Annotated in this window: 11 protein-coding genes and 1 pseudogene; 4 read left to right on the plus strand and 8 right to left on the minus strand. The window is 58.0% G+C overall.

Annotated elements, in window-relative coordinates; translation table 11 throughout:
* Complete coding sequence (locus tag JAO85_RS03400; protein ID WP_202787462.1) at positions 1–1617, plus strand: conjugal transfer protein TraG N-terminal domain-containing protein; 1617 nt, start codon at positions 1–3, stop codon at positions 1615–1617.
* Positions 1618–1624: 7 nt separating this feature from the next.
* Here JAO85_RS03400 and JAO85_RS03405 read toward each other — a convergent pair whose 3' ends face one another.
* From JAO85_RS03405 to JAO85_RS03435, 7 genes are all read right to left on the minus strand, one after another.
* On the minus strand, positions 1625–1864 hold the full coding sequence (locus tag JAO85_RS03405) for a hypothetical protein (protein WP_237734678.1): 240 nt from the start codon (positions 1862–1864) through the stop codon (positions 1625–1627).
* Between the two features lie 378 nt (positions 1865–2242).
* Entirely contained in the window at positions 2243–2710 is a 468-nt protein-coding gene (locus JAO85_RS03410) for a hypothetical protein (protein WP_202787463.1), read from the minus strand.
* A 498-nt stretch (positions 2711–3208) separates the two neighbouring features.
* On the minus strand, positions 3209–6322 hold the full coding sequence (locus tag JAO85_RS03415; protein ID WP_202787464.1) for an error-prone DNA polymerase: 3114 nt from the start codon (positions 6320–6322) through the stop codon (positions 3209–3211).
* Positions 6323–6337: 15 nt separating this feature from the next.
* Complete coding sequence (locus JAO85_RS03420) at positions 6338–7648, minus strand: DNA polymerase Y family protein (RefSeq protein WP_237734679.1); 1311 nt, start codon at positions 7646–7648, stop codon at positions 6338–6340.
* Positions 7593–8393 (minus strand): translesion DNA synthesis-associated protein ImuA, encoded by an 801-nt coding sequence (imuA, locus tag JAO85_RS03425; RefSeq protein WP_237734680.1) that lies wholly within the window; start codon positions 8391–8393, stop codon positions 7593–7595. The genes JAO85_RS03420 and imuA overlap by 56 nt, the downstream gene beginning before the upstream one ends.
* 190 nt (positions 8394–8583) lie before the next feature.
* Positions 8584–8970, minus strand: coding sequence for a type II toxin-antitoxin system VapC family toxin (locus JAO85_RS03430; RefSeq protein ID WP_202787465.1), 387 nt, complete (start codon positions 8968–8970; stop codon positions 8584–8586).
* Positions 8970–9185: a DUF2191 domain-containing protein gene (locus tag JAO85_RS03435; protein ID WP_034371179.1), complete on the minus strand. Its 216-nt coding sequence runs from the start codon at positions 9183–9185 to the stop codon at positions 8970–8972. Before JAO85_RS03435 ends, JAO85_RS03430 begins: the two co-directional genes overlap by 1 nt.
* 85 nt (positions 9186–9270) lie before the next feature.
* Between JAO85_RS03435 and JAO85_RS03440 the strand changes: the two genes are divergently transcribed.
* Together JAO85_RS03440 and JAO85_RS25595 are read left to right on the plus strand one after the other, a co-directional pair.
* Complete coding sequence (locus tag JAO85_RS03440) at positions 9271–10095, plus strand: SprT-like domain-containing protein (protein WP_202787466.1); 825 nt, start codon at positions 9271–9273, stop codon at positions 10093–10095.
* 305 nt (positions 10096–10400) lie between these two features.
* A pseudogene (locus JAO85_RS25595) lies at positions 10401–10607 on the plus strand (integrase); the annotation flags it as partial.
* Positions 10608–11018: 411 nt separating this feature from the next.
* Here JAO85_RS25595 and JAO85_RS03445 read toward each other — a convergent pair.
* Complete coding sequence (locus JAO85_RS03445; protein WP_202787525.1) at positions 11019–11921, minus strand: LysR family transcriptional regulator; 903 nt, start codon at positions 11919–11921, stop codon at positions 11019–11021.
* 139 nt (positions 11922–12060) lie between these two features.
* On the opposite strand from JAO85_RS03445, the gene JAO85_RS03450 reads away from it, so the two are divergent.
* Entirely contained in the window at positions 12061–12834 is a 774-nt protein-coding gene (locus JAO85_RS03450) for an SDR family oxidoreductase (RefSeq protein WP_202787467.1), read from the plus strand.
* Positions 12835–12882: the final 48 nt, after the last annotated feature.

The following is a 12882-nucleotide window of genomic DNA, read 5'->3' on the forward strand; positions in this document are numbered from 1 at the left end:
ATGCAGCTCGATAGCTATCTTGAACTTTTTACGACGCTCTACGGCTGGGCATTCGCCAACCTACTCGGCGAAATCTTGACCGGCACCGGCCTGGCCGCCCTACCCTTCGCGCTCATCGCGTTTAGCGCATGGCATAGCGCCAAAGAAGATGGCGCGGGGTTTAACGGCGTGCTGGCTCTCATCGAGTCCATACAGACCAAGCTGATTACAGCATTGCTGGTCATGGCCCTGTGCTTCGCCACCACGCCTCTCACCTCCCTGCACAACATCAATCTCAGCTACAAGCCAGAGCGAGCTGCAGATGGTTCTGAGCCCCAGATCGTGTCGACACAGGGTGGGACGAACTCGGGCTACGACCGAGCGATGGCCGACGCGGTGAATGGGTCTTTTGCCCGATCTGGAAACCTGTCCTACGTCCCCTTGTGGTGGTACAGCGTCATGGGGCTGTCCTCTGGCATCAATGGCGCTTTTCGGGCGGGCATGACCAGTTCTGAACGCGATCTGCGCGTCGTAGCTGATCTGGCCAGGATGGCCACTATTGAAGATCCAGCTCTGTTGCACGATGTGCAGCGCTTCTATAGCGAGTGCTTTGTGCCGGCGCGGAGCCAGTATTTCTCGATGGACAAGAACCAGATCTCGGCAAACGGCCGAGGCATTCTCGCTGAGGGGAGCATCTATGGCCCCACGGATGTGGATTGGGTGGGCAGCCAATTTTTCCGAACAGAGCCCGGTTTCTATGACGTGATGCGCTCATATAACCCGGTGCCTGGCTGGAGCATCGACTTCAATCGCGACAGCGAATACATGCAAGGTGGCGCTTCGGATCAGGGCTTTATGAACCCGGACTGGGGGCGCCCAACCTGCAAGCAATGGTGGGAAGCTGACGCTGCTACAGGTGGAGTGCGAGAGCGCCTCACCAGCAACACCTCGACATGGCGGAGTCTCTTGCAAGTCGCCCAAAACACTATCACGTTTAGTTCGACAGATGAGGCCAAGGATGCCATGGCAAAGCTAGCCTTTGAGAAGGCCAACCCGACATTTGTTAGTCCTGACAAGATGCTGGGCGATGACTATGGCAAGGGCACGAACGCGTGGCGTACTGTCACAGGGGGGATTAGTACCATCGGAGTTGGTAAACAGGCATTTGAATCCTCACTCGGCATGGCGCCACTGTTGAATATGCTTCCCATGCTCCAAGCACTCGTGTTGATGGCTTTGTATATGTTCCTGCCATTGATCGTAGTGATTAGTTGCTACGATTTAAAAGTGATGGTGATTGGTGGATTGGCAATATTCACGGTCAAGTTTTGGGCCGTCATGTGGTTTGTGGCCCGTTGGCTTGACGCTCATTTAATCGATGCGATGTACCCAGGTTTGACCGGATCTGCATTGATGCAAGAGATTACCCAAAGTGTGAGCTCCGGTCAGCCGCAACTATACAAGCGCATGATTCTTAACACTTTGTTGGCAATGATGTTCATTGCACTTCCACTCATCTGGAGTTCCATGATGGCGTGGGTTGGCTATCGGCTTGGGTTTGAAACCTCTAGCATTAACAAGGCAGGAAGCCTCTCCGATTCAGCTGGTAAGGGCTCAAGCGTTCGGTTGAAACGTTGACAGCTAGTTAAAGGTCTTCTTCTTGTTGGCACCAATATTGAAGATCCGCCATGGTTATTTGCCCTTTGTCAAATGCAGTATAAGCATCGTAGGCAGAGGAAATCATGGGGGTCTCTTCCTCATCCGAGGGATTGGATGATGTGAAGAAGGCCCAAGCAGCGTTCCAGAGCGATCCAAGCACTAGACTGCCAAGGATCAGCAGGACTCGCCAAAGCAGGCCGATGAGTGCGGTAAAGAGTTTGAGCATAGGGACTCCATCGAAGTGAAATAGATCCTCGTGGCTCCCTGTGCGATCGTGCATCGCACACGACCCAAATTGAGTGGCCTCCACATCCTTCTAGATGTGCGCCAAGCAGATCACATACCTGGCGAGTCCAAATCTTGGCTATTACAGCGCAAGCGTTGCAGATGGTAACGTATTCCCGCCGCAGCGTAAAGCTTGCCTCTAAGCTGCGGACGCGGGCGATCGTTGAGCTCCATTCCGTTTTGAGCTGACCAGCGGCAGCATATAGCTATTAGGCGACCGTCTCAGAACGACCAAGAGCAGTCATCAAAGTGGTTAACACCTTGATTTAAACCGAGACGCTATGTAGCGTCTGCTTGGATGAATTGCTAGGCCGCACTACTACTTCTTCTCAGCGACCGGCCTCAATGTGATCTTTCCAGAACTTGGATCTACAAGTATTTCCCATTCCTTGGCCAGCGTAAGGTCCGTGCCCTGAAGAATTGGAACGAGATCAGACGAGGTAAGCACCTCAAGTGGCGTGAGCGAATAGAGGTGCACATCGTCTAGCTTGAGTTCCAGCATTCCGCTGTTATGCGGCTTGTTCGCGAAGAAGCGCTTCAACGAGTCCTTCGCCCAGTTGTAGATGTCCGTCGCTAGAAGCTCGGCGAATTTCTTGGCGAAGAGGGCCGATGGAATTCCGACTGCGGTGAGGACAATAGTCCATGTGTCCGGACCGGTGGCGCTCGGGTACCACTTCAAACCTATGCGTGTGTCGTATTCCGTTTCAAAGGGAGGTGACAGACTGTCAAGATCGCTGCCGCGGAAGCCGACTGAGCTCAAAAGCAATTCGATTTTTACGCTGTCCATGATTCTCCTTGTGCGACCTAATTAGATTTAGATGACATGTGATGTGTATGTCTAGTTCGCCGCATACTGTAAGACATATGCAAATCAATAGGCTATTTCACTGTTGTCATGTTTGGACAAACCAAAAATACGGATCTCAGTTCTCATCTTATAAATTCTGAGATTCAAGGTCCGAAGGGCCGCTTCTGGCCGAACTCAGTCGGACACGACCAGTAGCCTAGTCAGCAGCAACCGGCATAGGCGGTCAGTTCAACCAGAATTGCGTCTAGGCCGCCACCAGCTCCACAGGCCCAATACCTAGGTAGACCTGCTTGCCAGCTAGATCGGTGACGCTCCAACGGTCATCTGCTACTTGAGTAATTTTGTAGTTTTCCGGTGTTAGAGGCAGATCCATATTTTCTAAGTAACCCAACTAGGTCCCGTAGCGAAGTACCGATGATGGCGCGATTTCGCTTGTATTTGCTTTGAATTTCATAGGTCGCCAATCATGCCCGATCCTCATTTAAATTCTCGGCTCTCGGTCGAAAGCCGGCCCAAGAGGTGGGATAGATCAGCCAGTCGCTCAGCGATCAGGTTGCACACTTGACCTTGGCGCTGCCAACGCCCTTCGACTGCCAGAAGGCGTGACCCTAGCAGCACCTGGCGCTGCTCATCCCGCACGTCGCGCCAGACAATGACCTGTGTGCTGCCCTCCTCGTCTTCCAGCGAGACAAAAACCGTGCCGTTGGCCGTGCCCGGTTGCTGCCGCAGTGTCACGATGCCGGCAGTCCGCACCCGCTCGCCGCTGACGACCGTGCGCAACTGCCTGGAAGTCTTCAGCTTGTACTTGTTCAGCCGCGGCCGCAGAAGGCGCATGGGGTGACTGCGCAGCGTCAGGCCTGTCGATGCGAAGTCCCATAGCACTTCCTCTCCTTCCGGCGCTGCCGGCAGCTCAAGGAAAGCCTCGTCATTGGTGGCCATCTCCAGCAGCTCGGGCGCGGCGTGCATGGCTGCGGCATCCCACACCTGTTGGCGACGGTGCCCAGATAGCGTGGCCAGAGCACCTGCAGCGGCTAGAACCTTCATCTCGTGCTGCTGCAGACGCACACGCATGGCAAGTTGCTCTGCAGTGTCAAACGGCGCTCGATGACGCTCCTGTGCAATGCGCTGCGCGCTGGTGCTGCGCAGGCTGGAGATAAGGCGCAGGCCAAGCCGAACAGCTGGCTTGGATTCGATGTCTTCGATCGTACAGTCCACCTCGCTGTGCATCACGTCGACGGGCCGTACTTCGACGCCGTGGCGGCGCGCGTCCTGGACCAGCTGGCTGGCGGAATAGAACCCCAGCGGCTGACTGTTGAGCATGGCCGCAAGGAATGCGGCAGGCTCATGGCGCTTGATCCAGCAGCTGGCATAGACCAGCAGAGCGAAGCTGGCCGCGTGACTTTCTGGGAACCCATATTCGCTGAAACCTTTGATCTGCTCAAAAATTTGCTCTGCGAACTCGCGCTCGTAGCCGCGTGAGGTCATGCCGTGCACGATCTTGTCGTAATACTTTTCCAGGCCACCTTTGCGCTTCCAGGCTGCCATGGCTCGGCGCAGGCCATCGGCCTCGCCTGCAGTGAAACCTGCCGCGAGCATGGCCACCTGCATGACCTGCTCCTGGAACACGGGTACTCCGAGCGTTCGGCCCAAAGCCTCTTTCAGCGCCTCGCTCGGGTAGCTCACGGGGTCAATGCCCTGGCGTCGGCGCAAATACGGGTGCACCATACCGCCCTGAATTGGGCCAGGCCGCACGATTGCCACCTCGATCACCAGGTCGTAAAAGCGCCTGGGCTTTAAGCGTGGCAGCATCGTCATCTGCGCACGGCTCTCGATCTGGAACACACCGACCGTGTCTGCGCGGCAAATCATGTCGTAGGTTGCCTTGTCTTCTGCAGGAATGTCCTGCATCGAAAAATTGAAGCCACGGCGCCGGCTGATGAACTCCAATGCTCGTCGGATGGCCGACAGCATGCCCAGGGCCAACACATCAACCTTCAGCAGGCCTGCCGCATCCAGATCATCCTTGTCCCATTCAATCACTGTGCGATCCGGCATCGAGGCGTTTTCTACCGGAACCATCCTGCACAGCAGATCTCGCGTGAGCACGAAGCCGCCGGTGTGTTGGGAAAGATGCCGTGGAAAGCCGATCAGCTGCTCCGTCAAGGTGATGAGCTGCTGCACGGCCAGCGAGCTCGTGTCCATGCCGAGCTCATCGAAGCGCTCCTGACGAATGCTGCGGCCGTCGAACCACTGCTGACCCTTGGCAATGGCGTCGACCACTTCAAGCTCGAAGCCCAAGGCCTTGCCCACATCGCGGATGGCGGATCGAGGCCGATAGGAAATGACGGCAGCCGTCAGTGCAGCGCGGTCGCGGCCGTACTTCTGGTATAGGTACTGAATGACCTCTTCCCGGCGCTGGTGCTCAAAGTCGATATCGATATCGGGTGGCTCATTGCGCTCCCGGCTGATAAAACGCTCGAAGAGCACAGACATGCGCGCGGGATCTACCTCCGTAACGCCCAGGCAGTAGCAGACCACGCTGTTGGCTGCAGAGCCCCGGCCTTGACAGAGGATGTTGCGCGACCGGGCAAAGGCCACGATGTCATAGACCGTGAGGAAGTACGGTTCATACTTCAACTCGCAGATCAACTCCAGCTCGTGCTCGATCTGGTGCTGTACCTTCTCTGGGATGCCGCCTGGCCAGCGCCGCCCTGCCCCTTCGTAGGTCGCCTGGCGCAAATAGCTGGCTGCCGTGTGCCCTGCAGGGACGACTTCATCAGGATATTGGTAGCGCAGCTCGTCCAGACTGAATTTGCAGCGTTCAGCGACCCTCAGCGTTTGAGCCAGCAGCTCGGCGGGGAATGTCTGAGCCAGCCGCAACCGGCTGCGCAAGTGCCGCTCCGCGCTGCGCTGGAGCGCGTAGCCGCATTCAGTGAGCGGCTTGCCGACGCGTGTGGCCGTCAGCACGTCCTGCAGGGGCTTGCGCGAGCGCACATGCATGTGCACGTCGCCCACGGCCACGAGCGGCAATGCGGTTAGATCGGACAGCTCCCGCATGCGATGGAGCCACAGCTCATCATCCAGCCGGCGCACCAGATCCACGCCGATCCAGCAGCGGCCCGTGAAATGTGTCAAAGCCCAGCCGCCCATGGCGGCCAGCTGTGGGTCTGTCGCGCAGCGCTCTGGACACAGCAGCACCAGGTTGTCTCGAAGCTCCTTCCCGTCGATCTCATCGAGATCGAGCCGATAGGTCCCTTTTTCGGAAGAGCGGCGTAGCTTGGTGATGAACTGGCACAGGTTGCCGTAGCCGTTAAGATTCTGGGCCAGGACCACCAGGGTGAATGGTGCTTCGCTGCTATCACGCGGTTGGATGCTGAACTGAGAACCCAGTAGCAACTGCAAGCCCGCTTGCTTGGCTGCCACGTGTGCGCGCACCACGCCAGCCATCGAACACTCGTCTGTAATGGCCAGGGCGCTGTAGCCAAGCTCCTGGGCACGCTCTACGAGCTCCTCCGGTCGGCTGGCCCCACGCAGGAAGGTGAAATTGGAGATGCACCGCAGCTCCGCATAGGCAGGCAGGACGTTTTCCATGACGGCAGCTCTTTCTCAGGCGTAGTGCCCGTGCAGAAACCAGGCGGTTTGGTCGCCGGCGAGGCGTGCCTGGAAGATCCAGAGCAGACCTGCATGATCGCTGCGGGCAACCCAGTAGTCCCGCTGCACGTTCAGTGGGATTTCTTCGTCATTTCCCTCTTCATGGCCACGATGCCACCAGCCTCCCTCTACCCGATCAGGGCCAAGCAAGAGCTGCAGGGTCCCTTGATAAATCGGGCGATTGGCACGCTCTATAAGGCGTAGGGGCTTGTCCAACACCCAGCTGGGAAGCGGCAGCTCGTGCACGAGGTTGGACCTGGAAGCTCGGCGAGCTTCGGTCGAGCCCCACTCCTGCATCCATTCGAGTCGATGATCGGCAGCCAGCTGTGGCCGACGCACTGCGCCATCGCCCAGCCGTGCTTGGATTCGCTCTAGGGCCAAGTTGGTGGATTGAGCTCTATTTGCAACCTCCGGGATCAGCGAGCGGCTTTCCTCAACAATGGGCTGCACCTCGGTAGCCAGGATCTCCAGTTCACCAGCTGGTGCGAGCAGCTCGACCTTGGCCAGATGCTCGCCGAGCAGCCGAGCGAAGTGCTCGACGTTCTGTGTTGGCTCCGCTGTACGGATGGTCAGTTCACCTCCGGTACCGGCATCGCGAGCACGCATGTCGTCATGACACCACCGCAATGTGAACGCAGTAGCTCCCAGCTGACGGGCTTTGAGCCACCCCGCCATCTGCAGAAGCAGCCGCCGCGCCCCGAAAAGCATGGCAGGTGCCAGATCCACGCGACACATGAGCTCCAGTCGCGCTCGAAAGGTCTCAGGCACTGTCGCCCAGGCGTAAGCCTCTGGCCGCAGGCCATATGCGCGGTCCATTGCTTCAAGAAGCTCTTTGTCGAAGCGGCGCACGATGCCGCCGCGCGGCAGCGCACGCACTTGGCCAAGGGTTCTGCATCCAACCCTCGCCAAGGTCGGCTGATGCTTGGCCACTGCGGTAATTCGCTCCAGCAACAGCCTGTCAAGCAGGCGCACCAACGGCTCATGGAACCCGTCGTTCACACCTTGTCGTGCCAACGCAAGCGCTGCTAGGCCTGTCGGTGCCCATGCAACGCTGGCTCCGAGTTCTTGCGCCCCAGTTTCCACCAGCGAGTGCAACGCCGCTGTGCCGCCGAATAGCCGCATGCTTGCCTCGACCTCCAGCAGTACGCCCTCTTCGACCATGGCCACGCGCGGCGTGAACTGCAGAGCCCAGACCGCCAACGACTGCAGATCAATGGGCGATGCGGAGCTTGGAAGCGATATGGGTATGAGAGCTGCCCAATGCATGGTGCACCTCCTGTGGAATGCTTGGCACTGGAATACCAAAGTTACGCATACGAGGCGGAATGATGGAATTCAGATTGCCTGGAACAGCATTCAGGTGCATTACCTCGACGGCAGCACCACCCCGGCGTTTGCGGATCTGCACATCAATGTCCCAGCCCTGGCCGAGAGATACAGAAAGGCGGAGTGGTGCCGGCGAGGCGTCCCGTAGGGCTGACTCGGGACGAATCAAGAACACTGGTGCATCGCATGCATGCGCGTGAACCTGCAGACGGCGAATCTGGTCCTGCCTTGCTTGAGGAAGCCAAGCAATCACAGCACCGTCTGGCTCAGATTTAATGAGTTGCTCTGCGGCCCACAGCCGTTCAGCCGGCCCCTTGGCATCAATCCAGACAAGTTGCTCTGGGGCAAGGCCGAGCTGAGCAAGGCCCATTGCGAGTGGAGTCTTCGGAGGAGCAACCAGATAGACCCGACTACCCTTGTCCGCCAGCAACTCAGGCAAGGCTGGCCCGAGCAACCGCCATTCACACAGCGCGGCCTGGGGCAGCAGCAACTCGCTCAAGCCATGAGTTGGCCAACCCCCACCGGGCAACGCGGCATTGAGCTCCGTAAAACCAGTAGGGAAAGCTCTCCCGGTCGAGCGTGCTACCTCTGTGCCGCGCCAAACCGCCTGCGCAAGGTGCGACGGCAGATGCCAGCGGTCAAAGTCACCGGGATCGTGTGTGATGGAGTGGGTTGCGGCATTCATGGCTTTTAACTGTATGGGTATACAGTATAAAAGCCTTGATGCAGATTTGCACCTGGATGTTGGCAGCGCTTAATCAGTGCTGCGGATTGAGGAGCAGCACTGCAGGTCTAGCCGTTGTCCGCGCAAGTTCAGGAGGCAGTGCATGGCGGTCTCTGCTTATCCGAGAGTCCAAGAAGGGCTTCCCCGACTCTCAATGTGTTGGTATGGCATAGGCCACGCCAAGCTGAGCGGCCAACTCAGCAAGGCGTCGATCTGCAGTCCATAGCAAAGCGCCTGGTGTGATTAGCGTCGAGGCCAGCAGCGATAGATCTACCAAGCCGCAGCCCTTACCGAATAGCTTGTTCTTCTCAAGGAAGGCCAAAGTCTCGGAAATTGAAGCTTCCTGGCTCGGCCGCAGCATGGCCAGGGCTGCGAGCGTATCGGCACGCGGCGCTGGCGGCGTGCCACAGGCCAACTCTGCATGCACCATGGGATGCATCAGCACGCTGTCTTGCACCAGGAGCTCCTGCAGGTGAATGTCTGCCTCCCGAAAATGCCTCACCCACACCGATGTATCGACTAGAACGGACACCGGCATCAGCGAGAGCCTTCGGCATCTGCCGCGCTGCCACGGCGTGGCACATCAGGCATGTCTGGCGCGCTTCCGCCCAGGGCAGCCAAGCGCTTGCCTGCCTCGACGCGAGTGAAGGTTTCAAGCGCCAGGCGTACCAGTTCAGGCACAGCAATACCAGGTGCTGCAACGGCACGAGCACGGTTCACGACTTCGTCGTCGATCGTAAAGGTCGATCTCATGGCTACTCCTTTAACATCAAGATTGATGCATTGTCGCATCAGATGGGATGTTTGTGAATAACGATTTGTATTGCACAATACAAATATGACCCAGCAGCCAAACCAGCTTGACCTTGTGCCCACGCCCTCACCCCGCTTGGCACCTACGCAGGAAACCTACAACGAGCTGCAGATGGCCTACGACCATTTCAACGAGCGGCTGTTTGAGGGGCAGCTTCCAAGCTGCCTGATTACGCTGCAGCGGGAAAAGCGGACTTTCGGCTACTTCTCAGCAGCTCGCTTTGCCTCGTTGGACGGCTCAACGACCGACGAGATTGCGATGAATCCCACCTACTTTGCGGTGGTACCGATCATCGAAACACTCCAGACCCAAGTCCATGAAATGACGCACTTGTGGCAGCACCACTTTGGCAAGCCAGGTCGAGGCCGCTATCACAACGAGGAATGGGCGCGAAAGATGGAGAGCATTGGCCTCATGCCCTCCTCTACTGGGCAGCCAGGTGGCGCGCGCACTGGTGATTGCATGGCTGACTATGCCGTCGAGGGTGGCCGCTTCCTGGCTGCATGCCAGGAGCTGCTGACCGCAAATTTCACGCTCAGCTGGTACGACCGCTTCCCCTCCGCAGATCATGTGATCGCTGGCCAAGCCAGCATGGCCAACCACATTCAAGGCATCGAAGGGACCAAGCCCCCCATGGCCAGCATCCCTGCTCTCGCCGAGGCAGTGAAGCCCACGGGCTTAGCTGTTGCGGCCACTGCGGGGGACGATGGAGTGCTGACCACGCCCGCCAACAAATCAAACCGGGTGAAATACAGCTGCAACGGATGCAAGAATCCGGTCTCAGTGTGGGGAAAGTCAGGGCTAAAGCTGATCTGCGGCGAGTGTAGAAACAACTTCACCGCTATTTAGAGCAAAGTGCGTATTCCAGTTGAATTGACCGCCTGTGTTGTTCAGCAATTATTGTCGGCTCAGATGCCTTGTTCTCTGAGGGCTTGTCGTTAGCGCAATGCTCCAGCTTGTTGGATGCGGAATGTTGATTGCCAGTCATAACAAACTCCTTGAAAGAGCCGCGTCGATAGAGGCGGCTGCTGCAAAGAGCTCATGGCAAGAGCGCTAGAGTGCGCGGATCAGATCCATGGCACGCCGTAATAGTCGTGGACACGCCTTGCGTATTCGTCTGTGTATTCGGGCAAAGAGTCTGCTGGATATTTGGGTCGCCACATCTGGGGACACGGCAGTACGCCCGAATCCCCGGTCACTGGGTTGACGAGCTAGGCCTGGACCGCATGGAGTATGGGGCGCACTCAATGCGAAGGACAAAGCTGACACAAATTTACCGCTGCACAAAGAACCTGCGCGCTATGCAGTTGTTGCTCGTCCACTCTAACTTGGAGTCAGCAGTGAGATATCTGGGCATTTAGGTCGACGATGCCCTCGAGATCTATGAACAGACGGAGATTTGATGTTGCCGCTGGCGGCCATCACGGAAACTGCGGCAGGGTGGCAGCCTTCAACTGCAATGCAGCATTGGTCCAAACTAGCAGTCTCGGCCAGAAGTGGACGTTCAGAGCACCAAGAAGCGGCGTCAGCTTATACAGATTGTTAGGTAACGTTACCGGAGCGACAGGAGCGGCAACCCAGGAAAAAGGACCAGTCCAACCACCCCCTCGACGCTGGCTCAAGCGCTATTGGCTCCCCCATAGGTCACCTATCGCCGCGACTGTCTACCTCCAGTTATCCCAGGTAATACAGATGATTATGGGATAAGTTCGCCCCTGTGAATCCACCTCCGAACGTCCAGTTTCGACGAATCCCATCCGTTCGCGGCTTGCTCACCGCTCGATCGTCCTCTCCAACAGGTCTTCCAGCCAGTCCGCGAATACTTGAACGCGGCGTGAAAGGTGCTGCCGATGCGGATAAAGCAGGGTCATCGGCAGCGGCTCGGCCCGGTAGTCTGTCAGCACTTCAATCAGTTCGCCGGCCTCCAGATGAGGGCGGACGTCATAGGCGGGGATCTGGATAAGCCCAAGCCCCGAAAGGCAACAGGCGATATAAGCTTCTGCACTGTTGACCGTGACTCGCCCACGCATAATCAGGGTTCGCATGTCATCGCCCTCGATCCACTCCCATGGCCCCACCCGCCCGGTTGATGGCGAGGCGTAGTTCACTGCCCAATGGCGGGCGAGATCTTCCGGCGTCTGCGGCGTGCCATGCCGCTCCAGATATGCCGGACTGGCAACGTTGATGAGCGTCAGGGTGCCAATCGCTCGGGCTATTAGCTCGGAATCACTCAAAGCCCCGACGCGTAGGACGCAGTCAACACTTTCCTCAATCAGATTGACCGCACGGTCGGTGATGCCCAGGTTAATGTCGATCTGAGGGTAGAGGTCGAGGAAGCCGGGCAGCGCCGGTGCGATGATGAGCCGGCCAATGCGCCCTGGCGCATCGACCCTCAGCTTACCGGAGGGCTTGGCCTCGTTCTGCCGGAAAAGGCTTTCTGCTTCCTCGACATCGGCGATGAGGCGTTGGCACCGTTCGTAGAAGGCTTCTCCGTCTTGGGTAGGCGAGACTTTGCGCGTGGTGCGATGCAATAAACGGGCGCCCAGGCGCTCCTCCAGTTCCCTAATGGCTGCGGAAACAGAAGAGCGTGGGACGCCCAGCGTGTCGGCGGCGCGGGTGAAATTCGCACACTCGACGACGCGAGCGAAGATGCGGAACAGGTCAATGCGATCCAAAGCGGCGGCCGTTTTAATTAGACTGAATTCCTGACAGGTGATGTCAGAATGATAGTCTTTATCTTGAAATATTAGACGATATCCTTGCTTCTGGAAGTGGCCGCCGTCGTGGCTGCAAGTTGACAAAGGAGATCGTTATATGGCCGACCACAGCATCAAAGGCAAAGTTGTCATTATCGCCGGCGGGGCGAAGAACCTCGGTGGGCTGATTGCCCGCGATCTCGCCGTGCAGGGGGCAAAGGCGGTAGCCATTCACTACAACAGCCCCGCCACCAAAGCCGACGCCGAAGCGACTGTCGCCGCCGTGCAAGCTGTAGGCGCGCAGGCTATTGCCTTCCAGGCCGACCTGACCTCAGCAAGTGCAATGGAAAAGCTGTTCATTGATGCGGTCGCGGTGATCGGGCGGCCGGATATCGCCATCAACACCGTCGGCAAGGTATTGAAGAAGCCGATGACCGAGACTAGTGAGGAGGAATATGACGAGATGGCAGCTGTCAACGCCAAGACCGCCTTCTTCTTCCTCAAGGAAGCTGGCCGTCATGTCAACGACAACGGCAAGGTGCTGACGCTAGTCACCTCGCTGCTCGGTGCCTATACGCCCTTCTATGCGAGCTACGAGGGCATGAAGGCGCCGGTCGAGCACTTCACCCGTGCCGCCTCCAAGGAGTTCGGCGAGCGCGGCATCTCGGTCAACGCCATCGGCCCCGGCCCAATGGACACGCCCTTCTTCTATCCAGCCGAGGGGGCGGATGCGGTCGCTTATCACAAGAGCGCGGCGGCGCTGTCCAAATTCTCGAAGACGGGCCTCACCGATATCGAGGACATCGTGCCGTGGGTGCGACTGCTGGTTTCAGATGGCTGGTGGATGACCGGCCAGACCATTCTGGTGAACGGCGGCTATACCACGAAATGAAAGCGAAGTCGGCCAACTTTTCGAGGCCGGCTGTCATTCGGGTATCAG

The organism is Comamonas sp. NyZ500, from assembly GCF_016772095.1.
Classification (GTDB): Bacteria; Pseudomonadota; Gammaproteobacteria; order Burkholderiales; family Burkholderiaceae_C; genus Comamonas; species Comamonas thiooxydans.